We start from the raw sequence: 22,142 nt of genomic DNA on the forward strand, positions 1-22,142 counted from the left end.
CATGGAATTCTGTATCGGTACCTGCGCCAAGATCGATCAGGTCGCAGTGGTGAAACGGGCCGAGGACCTGGGCATCACACACTTCGGCGTCGGCGAAGGCCCCTTGCTGTTCTCCGACCCTTACCAGTTCCTCGCCCTTGCCACCCAGCACACCAGCACCATCAACCTGGGCACCATGGTCACCAATCCGCTGACCCGGATCGCCCCGGTCACCGCCAATTCGATGGCCACCCTCAACGCCCTGGCCCCCGGCCGGACCTTCCTCGGCATCGGCACCGCCAACAACGCCCTGCGCTCGATGGGCAACCGCACCGCGAAGATCTCCGAACTCACCCACGCCATCGAAGTCTCACGAGAGCTGATGGCCGGCCACCGGGTCACCCACCATTGGCTCGGGCAGTCCCGGGAAGTGGAGTTCCTCGACAAGGACAGTGGCTTCTACAACGTCACCGACCACATACCAATCTGGGTCGCGGCCGGCGGACCCCGCGGGCTCGCCGAGGCGGCGAAGTACGCAGACGCCGTCGTCTACTGCCTCGGGCCCGACACCGACATGATCGGCCTGATCCGCCGCGAACTCGACAAGGCGGTCGCCGATGCCGGCCGGGCACCGGGTTCGGTCAAGCTCGTCTCTCTGTCGTGGTTCTACCAACTCGGCAACGGGGAAACCTGGGAAGACGGCGTCACCAACGGCTTCGGTTCCGGCCCGATCAGCTCATGCATCACCAACGCCGGGCTGATGGACCAGCACCGCGAAGAGCTCGGCGATCCGATTGTCGACGCGTCCCTCACCGCCGCCCAGCAGTACCTCGCTGACCCGAAGACCCCGGACCAGCCGCACTACCTCGATGTCTGGGCGAAATACCTGCGCGGACTCGATCCCCGACACCGTCCGATCATCACCAAAGAACTCGTCGACTACTGGTGCCTGTACGGATCCCCCGCCGACCTGCGCGAGAAGGCGGCCCTGATGCGCGAGGCCGGCGTCGACATACTCCAGGTCTTCCTGTCCAACCCGTTCACCGCTGCCCGCGACATCGACAACATCGGGCACTCGATCCTCGCCCACGCCTGACCGCCCCCACCCTTTCCCAGCCAGGAGCTCTTGATGGAACTCGACCCGCGCACCACCGCCGTCGTGGCAGTGCACTGCCAAGGCGACATCGTCGGCCCCACCGGCGCCTTCGCCGACTTCTTCCACCAGCAGGTCACCGTACGCCACGTCATCGACCAGATTGCCGCGCTCATCGCCGCCGCCCGCACGGCCGCCGCAACCGTCGTCTACACCCGGGTCGCGTGGAAGCCCGACTTCTCCGATCTCGAGGTCAATTCACCCCTGCTGGGCATCGTCGCTCAATCCGGCTGCCTCAAAGAGGGCAGCGAACTCGCCGAGATCGTTGAACCGCTCGCACCGCACGGAGATGACATCGTGCTCACCCATCAGCGCATCGGCGCGTTCGCTCGTACCGACCTCGACACCGTCCTGCGCGAGAAGGGCATCACCACTCTCGTCTTCGCCGGAGTGGCCACGAACGCCTCCGTCGAGGGCACTGCCCGGGTGGCCAGCGATCTCGGCTACCGGGTGGTGATCGTCGAAGATGCATGCTCCGCAGCCACCCCCGCAGCGCACCACGCGAGCATCGACTCACTCGGACTGCTGGCCGAGATCAGCACCGTCGACGAGGTCCGCACCGCCCTGACCGCGACGGTCACCGGCACCCGCGCCTGATCACACCGAAGCTCGCTTCGATGCGGGCACATGACCGCGCCGTACATCCCCACCTATAGACCGCGACCAAACACACTAAATATCAGGAGTTTTCGTACATGAAGTCCACCATGCGTGTGGCCCGCCTCCACGAGATCAATCAGCCGATGCAGATCGAGGACCTCCCTGTTCCCGAGCCACGGCCGACCGATGTGCTGGTACAGGTCAAGGCATGCAACGTCGTGCCGAACCTGAGCAACGTCCTGGCCACCTACAGCGAATGGTTCCCCTATCTGCCGCTGCCCAAGCTCCCCGCCGTCTTCGGTCTCGACTCTGCCGGTGTCGTCGCCGCCGTCGGCAGCCATGTCACCGACGTCGCCGTCGGTGACCGGGTCTACGTCAACCCCGGCATCTCCTGCGGCGGCTGCCGCGCCTGCCGGCAGGGCAACGATCAGAACTGTGACCGCTATACCTTCATGGGCTACTTCTCCTTCGGCGCCGACGGCCAGAAAATGTTCGACGCCTACCCCTATGGCGGCCTCAGCGAGTATCTGACCGCACCCCAACGCAATCTGGTCAAACTGCCCGACACGGTCAGCTTCGAGGAAGGCGCCCGCTTCGGCTATCTCGGCACCGGCTACTCGGCACTGCGCAAGGCCGGCGCCGGCCCGGGCACCACGGTCCTGATCGACGGCATCTCAGGAACTCTGGGCCTGGGCACCTGCCTGAACGCCCTCGCGCTCGGCGCGACCCGCATCTTCGGCACCGGCCGCAACGCCGGCCTGCTCGACGACGTCCGCGCGATCGCCCCCGACCGCATCCACGTCCTCCCCGCCGGGGAGGGTGAGCTGCGCAGCTGGGTGCACGAGCACAACCACGGCGAGGGCGTCGACATCGTCATCGACGCCCTCGGTCCCGGCGCCCCTGCCGAATCGTTCCTCGACGCCATTACCACCCTCCGTCGCGGTGGCGTCGCGGTCGATATCGGCGGCATGATGGAACGCCCACCGCTGGATATGTTCTCGCTGATGTGCCGGCAGATCAGCGTGCTCGGCAGCTTGTGGTTCTCCACCGCCGAAGCCCAGGACATGGCCGACCTCGCTGGCGCCGGGGTCCTCGACCTCTCGGTCTTCGAACACCACAGTTTCCCGCTCGAGAAGATCAACGAAGCACTCGCCGACCTGCCTGCCCGACATGGCGGATTTTCGAACTTCATCAGCGTTCCCTGAGGTGACACGCGAAAGATAAGAGCGAGACTCGGTGCAGATGGCCTTTGCGATGAAGATGCGAAGGTCATCTGCATTCAGCGCCGGTAGCTACGCGCGCATTGCAGGTTCAGTGCCGATAGCCGAAATCATGTGAGTCTGGAGATAGCAAAGCTCATTTCCCACTGCGATCCACTTCCTGCCGAACTCCATGATCGTCCTCCTGTCGTCGGTGCGCCCTGTTGCGCACCACCAGCCGTGGTCCCCACGCGTGAAACCTCGGGGAGACCGACATCAGCGAGTTCTCATGATCGAAGAAGGGATCGATGCGGTGCCGCGAATGGACAAAAGGGATAATCGAGCGGCCGCGCGGATTCCCCCGATCCGTGCGCCGTCCCGAGAGAAAGAGACACACATGAAGATTCGTCGGCTCATCGCCACCGCGGCCGGGTGCGCTGCCCTCGTCGTCGCCGCTCCGGCCACCGCGAACGCATTCTCGCTCGCCGACCTGCTGCCCACCGGATCCGCGGATTTCCTGTTCCCGCAGCCCGCCCCGCCGGCTCCTGCCCCGGCACCCGCGCCCCAGGCGGCCCCGGCCCCGGCCCCCGCGCCCGCGCCCGCGCCCGCGCCGAGCGTCGGATACAAGAACTGCACCGAGGCGTGGAACGCCGGCGTGGCGCCGCTGTACCGGGACGAGCCCGGCTACGCGCCGAAGCTGGACCGCGACGACGACGGCATCGCCTGCGAGGTCGACCCCCGCTAGGATCCACCGACGCGACGGGGGCCTGCGACCGTGTCCGGTCGCAGGCCCCCGTCGTCGTGTGCGGTGATCAGAGCCAGCGCGGCGGCTGCACGTCGGCGCCGGCGGTGAGTCCGACGGCGCCACGTCCGGCGGCCCAGCGCACCACGGCGGCGAGCGGGCCGCTCACCTTGGTGACCGGGTCGGCGTCCTGCTGCACGGCGATCGGGTCGCGACCGTCGACCTCGAGCACGAGGCCGGCGCCGAGATCCTTCTTGCGCCACATCCCCACGATGTCGTCGAGCAGCGAGTCGAGGACGACGGGCGGGAAGTCGCCGAAGCGCGCGCCGTTGCCCAGATCCACCGCGTGGATCCACACCTCGCGGGTGCGCATCCAGGCGGTCTCCTCGGCCGGCACCAGCCGGCCCTGCGCCGTGCGGACCTGCGCCTGCCACGCCGACTCCGGCAGGTGCCGCCACTTCTCGTCGAGCCGGGCCACGGTGTGGGTGAACAGGTTCCGCAGCGCCGCCGCATTGAGGGTGGCGCCCTCGGCGATCTCCTGTCCGCGCTGCTCGGTGGAGGCGTACATGGGCGTCTCGACGCCCGTGGCGGCCCAGTCCATGAGCCGGCACAGGGCCGCGGCGTTGTAGCCGACGTGCGCGACGAGGTGCTTACGCGTCCACCCCTCGAGCGCGGTCGGTGCGTCCAGCTCGTCGTCGGTGAGTTCGGCGAGACGCTGGGAGAAGTACGCGGTGCCGCGCCGGGCGATCAGCAGCCGCTCGGACAGGTCGAGATCGTTGAACCCCACGGGTGAGCTCCTACTTGACGATGGTCTTGTTGCGCACCGAACCGAGGCCCTCGATGCTGACCTCGACCGTCTCCCCGTTGCCGATGTAGCGAGCAGGCTTACGGGCGTGCCCGACCCCACCGGTGGTGCCGGTGATGATGACGTCGCCGGGCTGCAGGGTGACGATGTGGGAAATGTAGTCCACCAGCTTGGCCGGGGTGAACACCAGATCGTCCGTGGTGGCCGACTGCATGACCTCACCCTCGAGCCGGGTCTCGATGCGCGAGCCGAGGGCGTAGTCGGTGCTCAGGAACGGACCGAAGCCGCTGGTCTTCTCGAACGTCTTGCCCTGGTCCCACTGCAGCGTGCGGTACTGGTAGTCGCGCATCGTGTAGTCGTTGATCACCGAATAGCCGGCGATGTACTGCTCGGCGTCGGCCTCGGAGACCTGGTACGCCTGCTTGCCGATGACGACGGCCAGCTCGGCCTCCCAGTCGAGCTGCGCGGCGGCGTACTCGGGGACGATCACGTCGTCGTAGGGGCCGGTGAGGGCCTCCTTGAACTTCGAGAACAGGGTCGGGTACTCGGGCAGGTCGCGGCCCATCTCCTTGATGTGGGTCCCGTAGTTCAACCCGACGCAGACTATCTTGCCGGGGTTCGGCACGACCGGCGCGTAGTCGGCGTTCGTCAGGTCGACGGTGCGTCCGGAGGCCCGCTCGGCGACGGTCTTCCAGTCCGGGTCGGTCAGCAGAGCGGACAGGTCGGCGTAGCCGTCGATCACGGTGGCGGTGGTGTCGGAATCGACGCGCACGGCGGCGGTCGTGCCGTCGAGGCGGAGGGTGGCGAGTCGCATGTCGGGTCAGGCTCCTTCGGAGATGTAGGTGCGGTTGAAGTGCAGGCGTTCGACGATCGGGGCGTCGGAGAAGGCGAACAGGTCGACGCCGCCGTCGGTCTCGAGCGACCACTCCACCCAGGACGGCACGACGATCATGTCCCCCTTGGTGACCGTGTGGTCCCGGCCGCCGAGGTGGAAGCGACCTTCGCCCTCGAAGACCTGGAACACGGTCGAGCCCACGTCGCGCCGGGTGCGGGTGTGCGCGCCGGCGCGCAGCCGGTGGAACTCGGCGCGGATCGTGGGCATGACGTCGCCGCCGGTGGTCGGGTTGGTGTACCGGACGGCGGCGTGGCCGGGTTCCGGGGTGGCGGCGTAGCCCTCGTCCTCGAGGGCGAGCTGCTCGTTCAGCGCCGCGTCGGTGTACTTCCAGCGGTAGCACGCGATCGGCGAGCTGGACTTGGCGTCGAGGCCGACGAGCGGGCGCAGGCCGGGGTGCACCCACAGCCGCTCGGAGCGGGAGACGTCCGGGGTGGACTCGTCGGTCACCCCGTCGGAGCCGAACTCGAAGAACCCGGTGTCGGTGTAGTGGACGAACGGGATGTCGAGGCCGTCGATCCAGGCCATCGGATGGTCGGTCTCGTTGTGGTGGCCGTGGAAGTTCCAGCCGGGGGTGAGCAGGAAGTCGCCGCGGCACATGGCCACCGGATCGCCGTTGACGACGGTCCACACGCCCTCGCCTTCGACGACGAACCGGAAGGCGTTCTGCGAGTGCCGGTGCTCGGGCGCGGTCTCCTTGGGGCCGAGGTACTGGATCGCCGCCCACAGCGTGGGGGTGACGTAGGGGACGCCGCCGAGACCGGGGTTGGCCAGCGCGATGGCACGCCGCTCGCCGCCGCGGCCGACGGGCACGAGATCGCCCGCCCGCTGGGCCAGCGGGTACAGGGTCGACCACTTCCACACGAACGGCACGGCCTTGGACGTCGGGGCCATCGGCATCAGGTCGCCCAGCTGGGTCCACAGCGGATTGAGGTGCTCGGTCTCGAAGTCTGCGTAGAGCTGCTGCAGCTCCGGATCGGTGTTCTCGGTAGCGGTCATGACCTCTCCTCGTGAAGCGGGACACGTGCGGCGTTGCTCTCAACGTAGGTCGCCGGTCCTCCCGCAGCACAAACAATTCTTCTATGCGGAATCCCTGCGCCACCCTCCGCGGGGCCCGGGCCGCGTCATTCGATGTGCGCGACGTCGACCTCGATCCCGCGGACCGTCGCGCGCATCCGGGAGACGAGGGCCCCGTTCAGATGCTGGCGGTACCGCGTGATCGGCACCGCGGCCGTGATCGCCGCGATCGCCCGCCCGCGCCCGTTGCGGACGGCGACACCGAATGCGGCGACTCCCTCCTCGGTCTGCTCCACGTTGACGGCGAACCCCACCCTGCGGGCCGCCTCGAGCTCGGCGAGGAACACCTCGAATTCCCCGGGGGCGAGCCGGCGGTCCACCCCGTACCCCGCGATCGGGCGCGGATCGATGTGCGGCTCTTCCGGCGGCCTCAGGTAGAGCTGCTCGAGCGTCTGCCTGGGCAACTCCGCCAACAGGATTCGCCCTCCGGCCGTGAGCTCGGCGGCCAGCACCTGACCTTGGCGGTCGCCGACCCGCAGCATCGACTCGGACTCCGCGGAGTAGAGGAACCGGGCCTGCGACCCCACCCGGATGACGAGGTTGATCGTCTCGCCGGTCAGGATCGCCAGCGCCTCCATGTGCGGCCGGCAGAGTTCGGTGAGTTCCCGCGTCCAGCCCTGCTGCGCGGGTCCCACTCCCATCGCCGGGCCGGGGTGGTAGCGGCGCTTCTCGTCCTGCACGGCGAACCCCCGGTACACCAGCATCGACAGCAGGCGGTGGGCCGTCGACGGGGCCGTCCCGAGTTCCTCGGCGGCGTCCTTGAGCCGCAGCGCACCGACGTCGCGGAGCATCTGCAGCAGGCGCAGGGCGTTGTCCACCGATTCCAGCGCATACGACGGCCGGGTGATGGTCTTCGATGCCTTCTTCGGGGCCGCGGACTTTTTCTGCACACCAGAACTTTATTGCACCGGAGCGTGGGGCGCATCACGGTAGAGCCATGCACAGTTCTTCCGGCGCCGACGCCGCCCCCGGCGAACGCACGATCGTCCTGAATCGCGGCACGGCGCTCGCCGTGATCGTCTGCTGGCTGTTCGTCGTCTTCGACGGCTACGACCTCATCGTCTACGGCAACGTCATCTCCAGCCTCCAGGACGAGTGGGGCATCAGCTCCGCGACCGCCGGAACCCTCGGCAGCCTCGCGTTCCTCGGCATGATGATCGGCGCGGTGCTCGCCGGGCGCCTGTCCGACGCGATCGGCCGCAAGCAGGCCGTCATCGGCTGCGTGGTGGTGCTGTCGGTGTTCACCACGCTCTGCGCCTTCGCCACCGGTCCGTTCATGTTCGGCGCCATGCGGCTGATCGCCGGACTCGGCCTCGGCGGCCTGGTACCGACGTCGAACGCCCTGGCCGCCGAACTCGTTCCGCGGCGGTGGCGCGCCGCCGTCGCGACGATGATGATGTCCGGCGTGCCGATCGGCGGATCCATCGCGGCCCTGCTCGGCATCCCGGTCATCCCGAACTGGGGCTGGCGCCCGATGTTCCTGTTCGCTCTCGTGCCCCTGTTCGTCCTCGTGCCGTTGGCGCTGAAGTACCTGCCCAACACCCATTCCAAGACGGACGCCCCGGCCGGCGGCGGCTTCCGCGAACTGCTCGGCTCGAGGTTCCGGACCATCAGCATCATGTTCGCCCTGGTCACCGTGGTGACGCTGCTCGCCTGGTACGGCCTGGGCACGTGGCTGCCGAAGCTCATGCAGAACACGGGCACCGACCTCGGCAGCGCCCTGACCTTCGCGCTGGCGCTGAACCTCGGCGCGGTGGCCGGCTCGTTCATCACCGCGTGGGGCGGCGTGCGGTTCGGCACCGTGCCCACCAGCATCGTCGCGGCGTTCGTCGCCGGCGTGGCTCTGCTCGCCCTGCTGCTCTCCCCACCCACCGCGGTGGTGTACGCGATCTTCGTGCTCGCCGGCGTGGGCACCCACGGAACGCAGTGCCTCATCATCGCGGCGGTGGCCTCCTACTACCCCGACCATCTGCGCGGCACCGCGCTCGGCTGGGCGCTCGGCGTCGGCCGGATCGGGGCCGTGGCCGCCCCGCAGATCGGCGGCTGGCTGCTCGCCGCCGGACTGGGCGCGAACTCGAACTTCATCCTCTTCGCCGTGAGCGCGCTGATCGCCTCGCTGTTGCTGACCGTCGTGTGGAAGCGCTTCCCCGTCAGCGACGACGCACCGCGCGGCCCGATCATGGCCCACTGATCCATTCGTCATATCGATCTACCGACCACAAGGAGTGTCATGTCCGATCTGAAGGACGCGCGGGTTCTCATCGCCGGCGGCGGCATCGGCGGAGTCGCCAACGCCCTCGCCCTCGCCCTCAGGGGAGCCGAGGTCACGCTGTTCGAGCGCGCTTCGGAGTTCGGCGAAGTGGGCGCCGGACTGCAGATCGGCCCGCACGGCTCCCGCATCCTCCAGGCGCTCGGCGTCTACGACGAGGTCATCTCCAAGGGTGTCCTGCCGAAGAACCTCGTCTTCCGCGACGCCGTCACCGCCGAGATCCTCACCAAGGTCGACCTCGGCCACGACTACCAGCAGCACTACGGCGGCGTGTACTTCGTCGTCCACCGCTCCGATCTGCACGCGGTGCTCGTCGACGCCGCCCGCCGGGCCAGCGCCGACCTGCGCACCGACGCCCCCGTGAACGACGTCGTCACCGAAGGCGACAAGATCCGCGTCATCCTCGAGAACGGTGAGGAGCACGTCGGCGACATCGCTCTCGGCATGGACGGCCTGCACTCGCGGCTGCGCCCGAAGCTGTCCGACGACAAGCCGGTCGGCTCCGGATACGTCGCCTTCCGCGGCACGTTCCCGATGAACGAGGTCCCGCTCGAGGAAGAGATCGAGGACGTCGTCGGCTACATCGGCCCGCGCTGCCACTTCATCCAGTACCCGCTGCGCCAGGGCGAGATGCTCAACCAGGTTGCCGTCTTCCAGTCGCCCGCATTCCTGCGCGGTGAAGAGAAGTGGGGCAGCCCGGACGAACTCGCGCACGCCTACGACCACTGCCACGAGAGCGTCCAGACCGCGCTGAAGTACCTGTGGACCGACCGCTGGTGGCCGATGTTCGACCGCAACCCGATCGACAACTGGGTCGACGGCCGCATGATCCTGCTCGGCGACGCCGCGCACCCGCCGCTGCAGTACCTCGCCTCCGGCGCCGTCATGGCGCTCGAGGACGCCAAGTGCCTGGCCGACTACGCCGCCGAGGACTACCAGGGCGACAACGCCAACTGGCCGAAGATCCTGCGCGACGTCAACGCCGAGCGCGCACCGCGCTGCAACCGCATCCTCACCACCGGCCGCATGTGGGGCGACCTCTGGCACCTCGACGGTGCCGGCCGCGAGGCCCGCAACGAGCTGTTCCGCATCCGCGACACGTCGAGCTACAAGTACACCGACTGGCTGTGGGGCTACAGCTCCGACCGCAACCGCTGAGCCACCGGGCGTGTGGCCGAATGTCACACGCGTTCGATCCAAGCGAACCCGTGTGACATTCGGCCGCCGGCTCGTAGGCTGGCGCGCATGGGTTCGCTGCGGGCCGCCGTCGTGGGCGGGGGGATCATCGGCGCCGCCACCGCGCGGAAGCTGGCGATGCACGGGGCCGACGTCACCCTCTTCGAGAAGGAACCCCGGCTCGCCGCGCACCAGACCGGCCACAACAGCGGGGTGGTGCACGCCGGGCTGTACTACCCGCCCGGCAGCCTCAAGGCGCGCCTGTGCCGGCGCGGGGTGCAGTTGCTCGCCGAGTTCACCGCCGCCCGCGGCCTGCCGTACGAGGAGTGCGGCAAGCTCGTCGTCGCGCTCGACGACAGCGAACTCGACCGTCTCGACGCCATCCACGACCGCGCCGTCGCCAACGGGGTGCCGGGAATCCGCCGGATCGGGCCCGACGAGATCACCGACATCGAGCCGCACGCGCGCGGCATCGCCGCCCTGCACTCCCCGCACACCGCCATCGTCGACTACGTCGCGGTGACCACCGCTCTCGCCGACGATGTCACCGCGGCGGGCGGCACCGTCCGGCTCGCCACGCCCGTCACGGCGATCCGCTCCCTCGGTGACGAGGTGCTCGTCGGCACCGACACCGGCACCGACGGCTTCGACCTGGTGATCACGTGCGCGGGCCTGCAGTCGGATCGGCTCGCCCACGGCGCCGGGGACCTCGCGACACCCGCGATCGTGCCGTTCCTCGGCGACTACCACCTGCTGCGGCCCGAGGCGGCCGGGCGAGTGCGCGGACTGATCTATCCGGTACCCGATCCGCGGTACCCGTTCCTCGGCGTGCACCTGACCAAACGGATCGACGGCGCGATCATGGTCGGGCCCAACGCGTTCCTGGCGCCGGGCCGCGAGGCGTACCGCCGCCGGTCGGGGTCGCTGCGGGACCTGCGCGACGCCCTCGTCTTCCCCGGATTCCGCCGCTTCGCCGTCCGCAACGTCCCGGCCGCGACGCGCGAGCTGCGCACGGCCGTGAGCATCCGGCGGTTCGTCGCCGAGGCCGCGAAGTACGTGCCCGGGTTGACCGTCGCCGACGTGCTCCCCGGACCCCGGGGGATCCGCGCGCAGGCCATGGAGGCCGACGGCTCGCTCGTCGACGACTTCGTCATCACCGGGCACGGGCGCGTGGTCCACCTGCGCAACGCCCCCTCCCCCGGCGCGACGTCGTCGATGGCGATCGCCGAGCACCTCGTCGGCGCGGCGCTCGAGCGGGCCGGTCTGCAGGCCTGAGCGCTCACACGACGTACGTCTCGAGCCACCGCTTCATCACGGCCGCCGCGTGCGCGACGGTCTCGGGCTGTACCGAGCGCAGTTCGGCGGCGACGGCGTCGGCGGACCCGGGCCCGAGGGCCGCCTCGAGCGACGCCCGGTACTCGTCGATCGCGAGCCAGCCACCGAGCTGGTCGGCGTCGGCCTCGAGATGGAACTGCACGCCGTAACTGCTGCCGTGCCGGAACACCTGGTTCGGGTAGGCCCGCGACGACGCGAGCAGGGTGGCGCCCGGCGGCAGGTCGAAGGTGTCGGCGTGCCACTGCAGCACCGGGAAGGTGGACGGCAGCTCGCCCCACACCGGGTCGGCGGCCGAGGCGTGCGCGAGTTCCACCTCCCCCACGCCGACCTCCGGGACGGGGCCGGTGTAGACGTCGGCGCCGAGGGCCGCGGCGAGCAGCTGCGCGCCGAGACACACCCCCCACACCGGAATGCCGGCGGCGACGGCGGACCGCAGGTACGCGATCTCCTCCCCCAGCCACGGCAGCGTCGCGGCGTCGGCGACGCCCATCGGGCCGCCCATGACGACGACGGCGGCGTAGTCGAGCGCCGTGGGCACCGGGTCGCGCCCGAGCCGGACGGTGCGCACCTGCGCGTACTGCTCGAGCACCGGCAGATACGCGGCGGGGCCCTCGCATTCGACGTGGCGGAGTTCCAGGACGACAGGGTTCATCGCCCCAGCATGCCCGCTGTACGTTGCACCTCGGGTGCCCGGGGCGTGAACGTTCGGTGAGCGAACGTCGCCGACCGGTGCTCCCCCACGGACCACCGCCGCCGTGGTGCGATGGTGGGAGGCGGCCCGACGGGCGGGCCGGCGACGGAAGGATTCGACATGGCACGGATCGTGATCATCGGCGGCCACGGGAAGGTGGCACTGCACCTCGAGCGGCTGCTCGCCGACGCCGGCGACGAGGTGACCGCGGTGATCCGCAACCCCGACCACGCCGACGACGTGCGCGCCGCGGGCGCGACCCCCGTCGTGGCCGACGTCGAGCACCTCGGCGTCGACGAACTCGTGCCGCTGCTGTCCGGTCACGACGCCGTGGTGTGGTCGGCCGGCGCGGGCGGCGGCAATCCGCAGCGCACGTACGCCGTGGACCGCGACGCGGCGATCGCCTCGATGACCGCGGCCGAGCGCGCGGGGGTTCGCCGCTACATCATGGTGTCGTACTTCGGGGCCGGCCCGGACCACGGCGTGCCCGAGGACAACGGCTTCCATCCGTACGCCGAGGCGAAGGCGGCCGCGGACGCGCACCTGCGCGGCACCGATCTGGACTGGACGATCCTGGGCCCGAGCCTGCTGACCCTGGATCCGCCGACGGGCCGGATCGAGACCGGCCCGGACGCCGGCAAGGGGCAGGTCTCGCGGGCGGACGTGGCGGCGGTCGCGGCGGCGGTGCTGCACCGGCCCGCGACGGTGCGGCGCACCATCGAGTTCAACAACGGGGACACCCCGATCGAGGAGGCCCTCGACGCACTCGGCTGAGCAGCGCTTGACGGGTGACGCCGGCGGGGCCGATGGTGGAACGGGCCGGCAGGAGCACAGCTCGACGACAGGGGTATCCGCCATGAAGGTTCTCGTTGCATACGCCAGCCGGCACGGCGCCACCGCCGGGATCGCGGAGCGGATCGCCGAGGTGATCCGGACCGAGGGGCACGTGGCGGACACTCTGGAACTGCCGGCTCCGGCGTCGGTGGACGACTACGACGCGTGCGTCGTCGGCAGTTCCGCCTACCTGGGGCACTGGGAGAAGCCGGCGAGCGCGTTCGTCCGCGAGCACCGCGACGGACTCGTCGCCCGCCCGGTCTGGCTGTTCACCAGCGGACCGCTCGGCACCGACGAGGTCGACGAACAGGGACAGAACGTGCGGGAGAGCGCGGTACCGCAGGAACTCTCGGAGCTGACCGACGCGGTCGCGCCACGGGAGCATCACGTGTTCTTCGGCGCCCTCGACCCGAAGACGCTCGGTGTCGGAGCGCGGTTGATGCGCAAGCTGCCCGCCGGACGAAAGCTCTTGCCTGAAGGCGATTTCCGGGACTGGCAGGAGATCGAGGACTGGGCGAGGAGCATCGCACGGACGCTGGACGCGGCGTGATCGCAGCGCAGGAGGGCACCTGGAACTCGGGCATGCCCTACCTGCGCGCCGGTACGGGTCCGCCCCTGCTGTTCATGCCCGGCCTGTCGAACCACCACCGGCCACCCCGCGGCTTCGACCGCCGCACCCAGCTGGGACAGATCGCGCCCTGGACGACGACGCGGCGCGTGTGGTGGGTGAACCGCCGGCCGGGCCTGCAGCCGGGGACCACCATGGCGGATCTCGCCCGCGACTACGCGGAGGCGATGCCCGACCACTTCCCCGGCCCGGTCGACGTCCTCGGTGTCTCGACCGGCGGCAGCGTCGCGCTCCAGCTGGCTCTCGACCACCCGGCGCTGGTGCGCAGGTTGGTGCTCGTGGCGTCGGCGCACCGCCTCGGCCCGGGCCGCGAGGTGCAGCGACGGGCCGCGGCCGCCGTGCGCGAGGGGCATCCGCGACGGGCGATGGCGGAGCTCGCGGCGACGACGGGGGCGCGATGGTGGTCGCGCAGGCTGCTGTGGACGCTGGGATGGCTGCTCGAGCCGTCGGGTGCCCGGCACGGGTACGACGATTTCCTCGCCGTGGCCGAGGCCGAGGACCGCTTCGACGTGACCGCCCGGCTCCCCGAGGTGTCGTGTCCGGTGCTCGTGGTCGGCGGCGACCGGGACGGCTTCTACGGCGCGGCGCTGTTCCGGGAGGCTGCGGCGGCCGTGCCGCGGGGCCGGGCGCTCGTCCATCCCGGGGTGGGCCACCTGGGCGTGATAACGGGTGAGCGGAGCGTGAGGGACGCTTCGAGCTTTCTCGACACTCCCGACGCGCCGGACTTTCCGGGGAACTGGCGGGCACCCTCCGGCACAGCCGGATAATCGTCGCGTCATCGGGACAGGTCGGCGGAGGGAGCTCACGTGAAGGTACTGGTGGCGTACACGACGGCATACGGGGCGGCCCGCGGCGTGGCCGAACGGATCGCACAGCGGCTCACCGAGGCCGGGCACGACGCGGACCTTCGGGATCTGGCCGAGCCGGTCGATCCGTCGGACTACGCCGCGATCGTGCTCGGCAGCTCGGTGCACAACGGGCAGTGGCTCGCTCCCGCCGCTCGTTTCGCGGATCTGCACCGCGCGCTCCTCGCTGGGAAGCCCGCGTGGCTGTTCTCGGTGCAGACCATCGGTGCGACGAGCGCGATGATCTCCGCGCGGCTGGCCGGGTGGGTGCGGCCGAAGCTGAAGGAGCCGAAGGTGGCGGCGGCGCTGCGGGCGACGGCGAACGTGCGCGAGTACCGGGCCTTCGCCGGGGCGATCGAGCCGGAGCAGTGGCCGGGGCCTCTGGGCCGGGTGGTGTTCCGCCTGACCGGCGGCCGGTACGGCGATCACCGGGACTGGGCCGACATCGACGCCTTCGCCGCCCGGATCGTCCGGAATATCGACCGGCCGTAGCCGGGAATTCACATTTCGGGCCGACCGCGCGAATCGCACATAATTCCGAATCCCCGCGACCCGGCCGCGGTCCGAACAATATGCTCACCCATATATCTGCAGATTTCCCCGGCCCTGACCGGCAGAAATACCGAATATCAAATAAAAAGGGTAATCGGTACCCGAATTTCCTGCGACTCAACCACACTCGTGTTACACATGAAAAGTCCGCCCGAACAAACAGAATGAAGGAGCTTTCATGTCAAGCCTCCAAGATTTGCTCGGTTCAATCGAGCTCGGTGACCTGCTCGAACTTATCCTGGATCTGCTCAGCTGACCGTCCGACGCACAAGAGCCCGCACATGCCCCGTGCGGGCTCTTGTGCGTCGTAGCATCGAAGGATCTCGTCCCGACTGAAGGTGATCCCATGCGCCGTCCGAGACCGTTCCGTCGAGTGACGGCAGTCGTCGCGGCGACGCTGACGGCCGCCGCGCTCGCCGTGGCCGCACCCGCGGCGGCACAGCCGGCCCCGAGCGCCGACGGTTCGTACCTCGAGCGCAGCGAGGACAACAGCCCTCGGCAGCGCACCCTGCACGTGTACTCGGCGTCGATGAGCCGCGTGATTCCGGTGGCTGTGCTGCTGCCGCGCGACACGAGCACCCCACGCCCGGTGCTGTACCTGCTCGCCGGCGCCGGCGGCGGCGACGGCGGCACCCTCACCTGGCTCGACCGCACCGACGTGGCCGACTTCTTCGCCGACAAGGACGTCAACGTGGTGCTGCCGCTCGAAGGCGCGTTCAGCTACTACACCGACTGGAAGCAGGACGACCCGGTCCTCGGCCGGAACCGGTGGACGACCTTCCTCACCCGCGAGCTGCCGCCGATCGTCAACGCGGCTCTCGGCACCACCGGGGCTAATGCCATTGCGGGACTGTCGATGTCGGGGACTTCTGTGCTGAGTCTCGCGCAATCCGCACCGGGCCTGTACCGCGGTGTCGGCGCCTTCAGTGGCTGTGCCCAGACGAGCACCCGTCCCGGCCGGACCTACGTCGAACTCGTCGTCGAGGCGCGCGGTGGCGGCGACACCGACAACATGTGGGGTCCCGAAGGCGACCCCACATGGGTGGCCAACGACCCCTACGTCAACGCCGAGAAGCTGCGCGGGACGCAGATCTACCTGTCCAACGGCACCGGGTTGCCCGGTCCGTACGACCGGCTCGATCATCCGAACGTCGCCGGCGACCCGGCGAACCTTGCCGAGCAGGTCGTCGTCGGGGGCATCATCGAGGCCGCCACCAACGAATGCACGCATCTGCTGGCCCGGCGGCTCGCCGAGCTCGGCATCCCGGCCACCGTCGACTTCCGGCCCGTGGGCACCCATTCCTGGGGCTACTGGCAGGAGGACCTGCACCGGGCCTGGCCGATGCTCGGCTCCGCCATCGGCGCCTGACCCGCAACGCGCGACGGCACCCCCGTCCGGGATCGCCGGGCGGGGGTGCCGTCGTCGGACGGACTCAGGCCTGTGGGGCCAGTTCCTCGGTGCGCACCGGCGACGTGTCGGTCGCCGCAGCGATGGCCTCTTCGAACTCGCGGTGGCCGGCCTGCGAGCCGAGCTGCAGGGCGAGGCGGACCAGGAAGCCTTCCCGGTCGGACGGGTCCACCTGGTCGAGCGCATCCGACAAACCCAGCCACACGTTCTCGCGGCGCTGCTCGTCGTCGGTGAGCACCTGCGCGGGGCGTGCGGGGACGGCCGGCCCCTCGGGTGCCGTGCCGGCGCGGAGCGCGGCCGCGACGCCGGACAGTTCGGCGACCGGCACCCGGCACAGCAGCAGGCCGTCGGGGCGGATGACGAAGGCCTCGCCCGCGGTCGCGCCGAGCGCCTCGGCCAGGTCGGGCGCGTCGAGCACCGTGACCCCGTCGGCGGCGGTACCGCCGACGGCAACAGCGCGCACGCTCTCCGGCGCAAGAGCGGCGGCGAGGTCGGAAGTGGCCGCGGCGAGGGCGGCACTGCCGTCGGCGTCGAGGCCGAAGCCCACGACGGCGAAGCCGGTGCCGCGAACCACGTTGAGCGACGACGCGGTGCTGCCGTCGGCGGTGACGACCCGCACGCGGCGGTCCTCGACGGGGTCACCGGGCAGCACCCCGGTCAGGCCCTCCGCGACCGGCCAGGTCAGCGGCGACAGGCGAGCGTGGGTGGCGCTGGACTGGCGCGGGTTGATCAGTTCACCGAACTCGGGGCGGCCCACGGCGAGCGCCAGCACCGCGTCGCGGGTGGTGCGGTACCCGTGGGTTCCCGGGGACATGATGAGCGTGGACTTGCCGGCGTTCGCGACGTTCTGCTCCCACGCGTCGTGCCGCTCGATCGAGTACGCCTGCAGCAGCGCGGCGTCGGCGTTGCCGTGGACGACGGCGGCGAGCTGCCAGGCCAGCGTCTCGGCGTCCTCCATGCCGGAGTTCAGGCCGCGCACGCCGAAGATCGGCACGAGGTGCGCGGCGTCGCCGGCGAAGAGGATGCGGTCGTGGGTGAACTCGCGCAGCGCGAGGGCGCGGGCGCTGTAGAACCCGTGCCACTCGAGCGTCCAGGGCAGGTCGTTCTGCAGCCAGTCGAGGTGCTTGGCGATGCGGGCCCGGATGGCGTCTTCCTGGGTCTCGATCTCCGCGTCCTCGGACGGGTCGAGCTGGTAGTCGATGCGCCAGATGTTCTTCGGCTGCTTGTGCATGATGATCGTCGAGCCGGGGTTGCTCGGCGGATCGAACCAGACCATGCGCTCGGCGGGCAGGTCCGACTCCCAGTGGATGTCGGCGATGACGTAGCGGCCCTCGTAGTTGGTGCCCTCGAGGCGCAGGCCCGCGAGCTCGCGCATGCGGCTGCGGCCGCCGTCGGCGGCGACGACCCACGCGGCGCGCAGGTGGCGCTTGCCGAACGCGGTGTCGACCTCGAGGGTCACCTCGTCGTCGCCGCGGAGGATGCCGGCGATGCTCGCCTGCCAGTGCAGCGTGATGAGCGGGTTCTGTTCGATGGTGTCGACGACGATCTGCTCGTACTCGGACTGCGAGACGTTGATCATCGGCGGCCGCACATCGAACTCGCGCTGCGGCATCCGGAAGTGCAGCACCTGCTGGTCCCGGTAGAAGCTGCGGCCACCGACCCAGGGCAGGACGATCTTCTCGAGCTCGGCACCGAAGCCGAGGCGTGCGGCGGCCTCGAGGCTGTGCCGGGAGATGCAGATGGCGCGGCTGCCGAAGGAGACCTGGTCCGCCGCCTCGAGGATCGTCACGGGGATGCCGCGCTGCGCGAGACCGAGGGCGACGGCCATGCCGACGGGTCCGGCTCCGACGACGACGACGGGCAGCGCCTCGGCGTCGGGCTGCATCGACGGGAAGTCGGATGCGGGGTACTTGGGGGGCTGGTAGTAGGTCGACATGCCTCAGGCCACTTCCTGCTCGGACCGATGGGAGGGCGCCACCGCGACCGACGGGTCGTGGGGGTGGCGCAAAAGGAGGATGCTGATCAGGCTGACGAGCGCGATCAGCACGAAGTACGCGGTGACGGCGAGCGAGGTGCCGAAGGCCGCGAAGAGGGAGGTCGCCACGATGGGGGCGAGGCCGCCGCCGAGGATCGCGCCGATCTGGTAGCCGAGCGACGCGCCGCTGTAGCGGATGTGGGCGGGGAACAGCTCGGCGAACAGGGCGGACTGCGGCCCGGCGCAGGCGCCGAGGACGAAGCCGAGGGCGATCATCGCGACGAGCATCACGGGCAGGATCGCGGTGTCCATCAGCGGGAAGAACAGGGCCGCGACGATCACGAGGGCGATCGAGCTGACGATGTAGACGCGGCGCCGGCCGACGATGTCGGACTTGTAGGCGCTGATCGCCATGCCGGCCATCCAGAACGGGCACGAGGCGATGAGCAGGAACAGCATCGTGGACTTGTCGAAGCCCAGTTCCTTCTCTCCGTACTTGAGGACGTAGACCATGTAGGCGTAGGCGATGCCGTTGGTGGCGACGAAGGTGCCGCCGGCGAGCAGCACGGTCTTCCAGTGCTTGACGAGGACCTCGGCGAGCGGAAGCTTGACGTCCCCGGCCGCGTCCCGGCTCTTCTCGAAGTCGGCGCTCTCCTCGAGCCCGAGCCGGATCCACATGGCGACGCCGACGAGGGCGGCGCTGAGCAGGAACGGCACGCGCCAGCCCCAGTCCGCGAACGCGGCATCGTCGAGGACAGCCGTGAGCGGCAGGAACACGAGGTTGGCGAGGAGGACGCCCGCGGGAACGCCGATCTGGGGTGCGGCGCCGTAGAGGCCGCGCTTGCCCGCGGGCGCGTTCTCGGTGGCGACGAGGACGGCCCCGCCCCATTCGCCGCCCACGCCGAGGCCCTGGACGAAGCGCAGGGCCACCAGCAGGATCGGCGCGGCGACGCCGATGGCGGCGTAGTTGGGCAGCAGACCGATGGCGACGGTCGCGAAGCCCATCAGCAGCAGCGAGGTGACGAGCATCGATTTGCGGCCGACGCGGTCGCCGAAGTGGCCCATGACGATGCCGCCGATGGGGCGGGCCACGAAGCCGACGGCGAGGGTCGCGAAGGCGGCGAGGGTGCCGGCCAGTTCGGACGTGCCGGGGAAGAACTGCGGCCCGAGCACGAGGGCGGCGGCGGTGCCGTAGATGAAGAAGTCGTACCACTCGATCGCGGTGCCGACGAAACTGCCGAGCGCAGCCTTGCGGGCCTTGCGCTGCAGTACCTCCGGCGACGGTGCCGGCGTGGTAATCGTCATGTGTTGCTTGCCTTTCACGATGCGGCCCGCGTCACGGCGGACTGGGCAAGCATGACCCCCATCACAAGCGGTTGAAAAGCGCAACTATTCGTGCTGATACCCCGGAAATTCCGTGGTACTCCGGATCACCGCAGGTCAGGGTCTCGCGGTGGGTGTCCTTCCCGTGGACGCGAAGTGAATGAATGCTCGTGTCACCCGGCTGAGCATCGAGTCCTGATGCCACGCGACGACCACGTCGACGGAGTCGGGAACCGGATCGACGAGCGGCCTGACGACGAGTGGGAGATTCTCGTACGTCACGTCGAGCGGGGGCCGCTGCAGCAGCAGGGTCCACCCCAGGCCGCGACCGACGAAGGCCCGCGCCGTCTCGTAGTTGGAGGTGCGGTAGGCCACGCGCGGCGCGAACCCGGCGCCCCGGCACACCTCCATCGCGTGGTTGCTGCTCGGCGGCGCGTCGAGCAGCACCATCGGGTCGTCGCGCAGATCGGCCAGCCGCACCGGGCCGTCCCCGCCGGCGAGACGGTGGTTCGCGTCGAGCAGCACCGTCGGCTCGCGCGTCATCAGCGTCGCCTTGCGCCACTCCGCGGACAGTTCGAGGTCGTAGACGATCGCGAGGTCGAGCTCGCCGTTGTCGAGCTGGGTGCGCAGCCGGTTCTGGGTGTCTTCCCGGAACTCGACCCGCGCGCGCGGGAAGCGGTGGGTGAATCCGGCGAGCAGCGCGGGCAGCACCGTCGGCCCGAGGGCGGGGTAGCACCCGATGGCGACGGGGCCGGCCACACCGCCGCCCTCCCCCACCGCGTCGGCCTGCAGTTCGCTCGCCTGGTGCAGCAGCACCCGGGCGCGGGCCAGTACCGCCTCCCCCATCGCCGTCAGCTGCACGCCGCGCGCCCGCCGTCGCACGGCCAGCTGCGTCTGGAGCGACTTCTCGAGGTCGGTGAGCGCCGCGGACAGCGCGGACTGTGACAGGTGCAGCCGCTCGGCGGCGCCGGCGATCGTTCCCGTCTCGGCAACCGCGACGAACGCCGCGAGCTGGCGCATGGTGAAGTTGGGCACCGAGTCGGGACGGGTCATGCGGGCAACGGTATCGAGCGGGAGCTTTTACCCCCAGCGGGAGGTTGTCGCCGGTGCTACTCGACGGATGGCGCAGCGACAGCCCGGTGGTCGCGACAACCTCCCGTTCCCACGGGCCCGCGCCCGTCGCGGTGCTCGGGCGGGCGCAGCAGCAGCACGACGTCCCGCGCGACATCGACTACGCGCGGCGGGGCCGGGCACCTGTGCGGTGCCCGGCCCCGCCGGTGACGCGGATCAGGCGCTCAGGTCGACGTCCTTGCTCTCCTTGACGAACCGGGCGAGGACCACGGCACTCAGGGCGCAGCCGGCGACCAGGTACACGATCACGCTGCCGATGGTGCCGGAGCCGGCGTACAGCGAGGCCACGATGACCGGGGTGAAGCCGGCACCGAGGAGGCTGCCGATCTGGTAGCCGAGGGAGGCGCCGGTGTAGCGGGCGCGGGTGCCGAACTGCTCGGCGAGGAACGCCGGCATGGGGCCGAACGTCAGCGACTGCAGGACCGAGCAGGCGATCACGAAGGCCAGCACGACCAGCAGGAAGTTGCCGGACGAGGCGAGCTGGAACAGCGGCCACGCCAGGACGACCATGCCGACGAAGCCGGTCATCATGACGGGCTTGCGCCCGTAGGTGTCCGACAGCCGGGCGGCGCCCAGGATGCCGAAGATCGCGACGAACTGGCAGATCGCGAAGGCGGTGAGGCCCTGCGACCGGGACACGCCGTTCCCGGCGGCGTAGGTGATCACGAACGTCGAGAACAGGGCCTGGATCACGAACGGCGCGGTGCACACCAGTCCGGCGAGGATCAGGGTGCGCGGCGCGCGCAGGATCGTCACCAGCGGGATGGTCTCCTTGGTCCGGTCCTTCTTCGCCTCGGCGGCGCGCAGCGCCTCCTCGAAGACGGGGCTCTCGGCGATGCGGGCCCGCACGAACAGGCCGACGGCAAGCAGGACGGCCGAGAACAGGAACGGCACGCGCCAGCCCCACGAGAGGAAGTCGTCCTCCGGCAGGAGAGCAGCGAGCGAGAGGGCGACGGTGCCGAGCACGGCGCCGGTGGGGCCACCGGCGTTGGTGAACGCCGCCGCGAAGCCGCGGTTGCGGCCCTTGACGTGCTCGAGCGACATCAGGGCCGCCCCGCCCCACTCGCCGCCGATCGCGACGCCCTGCACCGCACGCAGCAGGATCAGCATCGCGGCGCCCCAGGTGGGTATCGCCGGGACGAGGCCGATCAGGAAGGACGCCACTCCCATGATCGTCATCGACAGCATGAGCATCTTCTTGCGGCCGATGCGATCGCCGAAGTGACCGAAGACGATGCCGCCGAGCGGGCGGGAGATGTAGCCGATGGCGAAGGTCGCGTAGGAGGCGATCAGCGCGAGGCCGGGGCTGAGGTTCGCGAAGAACACGGGGCCGAACACGAGCGAGGAGGCGGTCGCGTACAGGATGAAGTCGTAGAACTCGACGGTGCTCCCGAGGTAGCTCGAGAACACGACGCGACGGATGTCCTTGTTCCGCTGCGCCGGCGCGACGATGGCGGCGGGCTCTGGGTCTGCGAGGGTCATGGTGGGTCCTTACTCTGCGAGGACGATGCTAGATCCGGTCGGCGGG

The 22,142-nt window shown here is 70.0% G+C and carries 21 protein-coding genes; 12 read left to right on the forward strand and 9 right to left on the reverse strand.

Annotated elements, in window-relative coordinates:
• Position 1 precedes the first annotated feature (1 nt).
• From A4U64_RS15550 to A4U64_RS15565, 4 genes are all read left to right on the forward strand, one after another.
• Positions 2-1,075: an LLM class flavin-dependent oxidoreductase gene (locus tag A4U64_RS15550; RefSeq protein WP_029542606.1), complete on the forward strand. Its 1,074-nt coding sequence runs from the start codon at positions 2-4 to the stop codon at positions 1,073-1,075.
• A gap of 33 nt (positions 1,076-1,108) precedes the next feature.
• Positions 1,109-1,729 carry a cysteine hydrolase family protein gene (locus tag A4U64_RS15555; protein WP_006938964.1) on the forward strand — a complete coding sequence of 207 codons (621 nt, stop codon included), beginning with the start codon at positions 1,109-1,111 and terminating at the stop codon, positions 1,727-1,729.
• Positions 1,730-1,827: 98 nt separating this feature from the next.
• Positions 1,828-2,937, forward strand: coding sequence for an alcohol dehydrogenase catalytic domain-containing protein (locus A4U64_RS15560; RefSeq protein ID WP_006938963.1), 1,110 nt, complete (start codon positions 1,828-1,830; stop codon positions 2,935-2,937).
• Positions 2,938-3,328: 391 nt separating this feature from the next.
• Positions 3,329-3,676 (forward strand): excalibur calcium-binding domain-containing protein, encoded by a 348-nt coding sequence (locus tag A4U64_RS15565; protein WP_029542604.1) that lies wholly within the window; start codon positions 3,329-3,331, stop codon positions 3,674-3,676.
• 67 nt (positions 3,677-3,743) lie between these two features.
• Here A4U64_RS15565 and A4U64_RS15570 read toward each other — a convergent pair whose 3' ends face one another.
• From A4U64_RS15570 to A4U64_RS15585, 4 genes are all read right to left on the reverse strand, one after another.
• The gene (locus A4U64_RS15570; RefSeq protein WP_050034912.1) at positions 3,744-4,460 is read right to left on the reverse strand and encodes a maleylpyruvate isomerase family mycothiol-dependent enzyme; all 717 of its coding nucleotides are present in this window, start codon (positions 4,458-4,460) and stop codon (positions 3,744-3,746) included.
• A gap of 10 nt (positions 4,461-4,470) precedes the next feature.
• On the reverse strand, positions 4,471-5,292 hold the full coding sequence (locus A4U64_RS15575; RefSeq protein ID WP_029542600.1) for a fumarylacetoacetate hydrolase family protein: 822 nt from the start codon (positions 5,290-5,292) through the stop codon (positions 4,471-4,473).
• A 6-nt stretch (positions 5,293-5,298) separates the two neighbouring features.
• Positions 5,299-6,369 carry a cupin domain-containing protein gene (locus A4U64_RS15580; RefSeq protein WP_065922797.1) on the reverse strand — a complete coding sequence of 357 codons (1,071 nt, stop codon included), beginning with the start codon at positions 6,367-6,369 and terminating at the stop codon, positions 5,299-5,301.
• Positions 6,370-6,494: 125 nt separating this feature from the next.
• Positions 6,495-7,337, reverse strand: a complete 843-nt coding sequence (locus A4U64_RS15585) for an IclR family transcriptional regulator (protein WP_006939102.1) — start codon at positions 7,335-7,337, stop codon at positions 6,495-6,497.
• A 47-nt stretch (positions 7,338-7,384) separates the two neighbouring features.
• Here A4U64_RS15585 and A4U64_RS15590 point away from each other — a divergent pair, with 47 nt between their 5' ends.
• From A4U64_RS15590 to lhgO, 3 genes are all read left to right on the forward strand, one after another.
• Positions 7,385-8,638, forward strand: coding sequence for an MFS transporter (locus A4U64_RS15590; protein WP_006939104.1), 1,254 nt, complete (start codon positions 7,385-7,387; stop codon positions 8,636-8,638).
• A 39-nt stretch (positions 8,639-8,677) separates the two neighbouring features.
• Entirely contained in the window at positions 8,678-9,874 is a 1,197-nt protein-coding gene (locus tag A4U64_RS15595) for an FAD-dependent monooxygenase (protein ID WP_065922798.1), read from the forward strand.
• Positions 9,875-9,961: 87 nt separating this feature from the next.
• On the forward strand, positions 9,962-11,167 hold the full coding sequence (gene lhgO, locus A4U64_RS15600; RefSeq protein ID WP_006939111.1) for an L-2-hydroxyglutarate oxidase: 1,206 nt from the start codon (positions 9,962-9,964) through the stop codon (positions 11,165-11,167).
• Between the two features lie 4 nt (positions 11,168-11,171).
• Here lhgO and A4U64_RS15605 read toward each other — a convergent pair whose 3' ends face one another.
• Positions 11,172-11,879: a type 1 glutamine amidotransferase gene (locus A4U64_RS15605; RefSeq protein ID WP_006939113.1), complete on the reverse strand. Its 708-nt coding sequence runs from the start codon at positions 11,877-11,879 to the stop codon at positions 11,172-11,174.
• 159 nt (positions 11,880-12,038) lie between these two features.
• Between A4U64_RS15605 and A4U64_RS15610 the strand changes: the two genes are divergently transcribed.
• The 5 genes from A4U64_RS15610 to A4U64_RS15630 all read left to right on the forward strand — a co-directional run bounded on the left by A4U64_RS15610 (position 12,039) and on the right by A4U64_RS15630 (position 16,146).
• Positions 12,039-12,692 carry an NAD(P)-dependent oxidoreductase gene (locus tag A4U64_RS15610; protein WP_006939115.1) on the forward strand — a complete coding sequence of 218 codons (654 nt, stop codon included), beginning with the start codon at positions 12,039-12,041 and terminating at the stop codon, positions 12,690-12,692.
• An 82-nt stretch (positions 12,693-12,774) separates the two neighbouring features.
• Complete coding sequence (locus tag A4U64_RS15615; protein ID WP_006939117.1) at positions 12,775-13,302, forward strand: flavodoxin domain-containing protein; 528 nt, start codon at positions 12,775-12,777, stop codon at positions 13,300-13,302.
• Positions 13,299-14,147, forward strand: a complete 849-nt coding sequence (locus A4U64_RS15620; protein ID WP_006939118.1) for an alpha/beta fold hydrolase — start codon at positions 13,299-13,301, stop codon at positions 14,145-14,147. Before A4U64_RS15615 ends, A4U64_RS15620 begins: the two co-directional genes overlap by 4 nt.
• 39 nt (positions 14,148-14,186) lie before the next feature.
• Positions 14,187-14,717 carry a flavodoxin domain-containing protein gene (locus tag A4U64_RS15625; RefSeq protein WP_006939119.1) on the forward strand — a complete coding sequence of 177 codons (531 nt, stop codon included), beginning with the start codon at positions 14,187-14,189 and terminating at the stop codon, positions 14,715-14,717.
• A gap of 406 nt (positions 14,718-15,123) precedes the next feature.
• Complete coding sequence (locus A4U64_RS15630; RefSeq protein ID WP_006939120.1) at positions 15,124-16,146, forward strand: alpha/beta hydrolase; 1,023 nt, start codon at positions 15,124-15,126, stop codon at positions 16,144-16,146.
• 64 nt (positions 16,147-16,210) lie between these two features.
• Here A4U64_RS15630 and A4U64_RS15635 read toward each other — a convergent pair whose 3' ends face one another.
• The 4 genes from A4U64_RS15635 to A4U64_RS15650 form a co-directional block, all read right to left on the reverse strand.
• On the reverse strand, positions 16,211-18,121 hold the full coding sequence (locus tag A4U64_RS15635) for an FAD-dependent monooxygenase (RefSeq protein ID WP_029542585.1): 1,911 nt from the start codon (positions 18,119-18,121) through the stop codon (positions 16,211-16,213).
• Positions 18,122-18,124: 3 nt separating this feature from the next.
• Positions 18,125-19,465, reverse strand: a complete 1,341-nt coding sequence (locus tag A4U64_RS15640; RefSeq protein WP_006939122.1) for an MFS transporter — start codon at positions 19,463-19,465, stop codon at positions 18,125-18,127.
• A 135-nt stretch (positions 19,466-19,600) separates the two neighbouring features.
• Positions 19,601-20,536, reverse strand: coding sequence for a LysR family transcriptional regulator (locus A4U64_RS15645; RefSeq protein ID WP_006939123.1), 936 nt, complete (start codon positions 20,534-20,536; stop codon positions 19,601-19,603).
• A gap of 234 nt (positions 20,537-20,770) precedes the next feature.
• Positions 20,771-22,096: an MFS transporter gene (locus A4U64_RS15650; protein ID WP_006939125.1), complete on the reverse strand. Its 1,326-nt coding sequence runs from the start codon at positions 22,094-22,096 to the stop codon at positions 20,771-20,773.
• Positions 22,097-22,142 lie beyond the last annotated feature (46 nt).

The sequence above is a fragment of the Rhodococcus sp. WB1 genome (assembly GCF_001700945.1).
Classification (GTDB): domain Bacteria; phylum Actinomycetota; class Actinomycetes; order Mycobacteriales; family Mycobacteriaceae; genus Rhodococcus; species Rhodococcus aetherivorans.